The organism is Vibrio sp. T20 (genome assembly GCF_007858795.1).
Classification (GTDB): domain Bacteria; phylum Pseudomonadota; class Gammaproteobacteria; order Enterobacterales; family Vibrionaceae; genus Vibrio; species Vibrio satsumensis.
On record NZ_VFEB01000157.1, the window covers coordinates 1 to 350 of the forward strand.

Genomic DNA, 350 nt, shown 5'->3' on the forward strand with positions numbered 1-350 from the left:
ACTCAGGTGCGCTGTACTGATGGTTGGCAATACCTGTGCGTCGTCTTAGATTTGTTTTCACGCAAAGTGATTGGTTGGTCGACAAGTCGTATTAATAACGCAAAGTTAGTGCTAAGAAGCCTGAATAAGGCTTGGGAACAAAGGCAGCCCTTAGGTCACGAGCTTTTGTTTCACTCCGATCAAGGTATACAGTATCGAGCGTTGGAGACGATCCGTTGGCACCGTAAACGAAAGATTAAAGTCAGCATGTCGAGAAAAGGAAACTGTTGGGATAACGCTTGTTCCGAAAGTTTCTTTGCGCAATATAAGAAAGAGTGGATGAACAACTTAGATCAGCTTTCACGACAAGA

General features: G+C 44.0%; 1 protein-coding gene. It reads left to right on the forward strand.

The annotated features are described in order from the left end of the window. Positions 1-350, forward strand: a 350-nt coding sequence (locus FTW16_RS17875; protein ID WP_146492019.1) for a DDE-type integrase/transposase/recombinase, incomplete at both ends; no start/stop codon positions are given.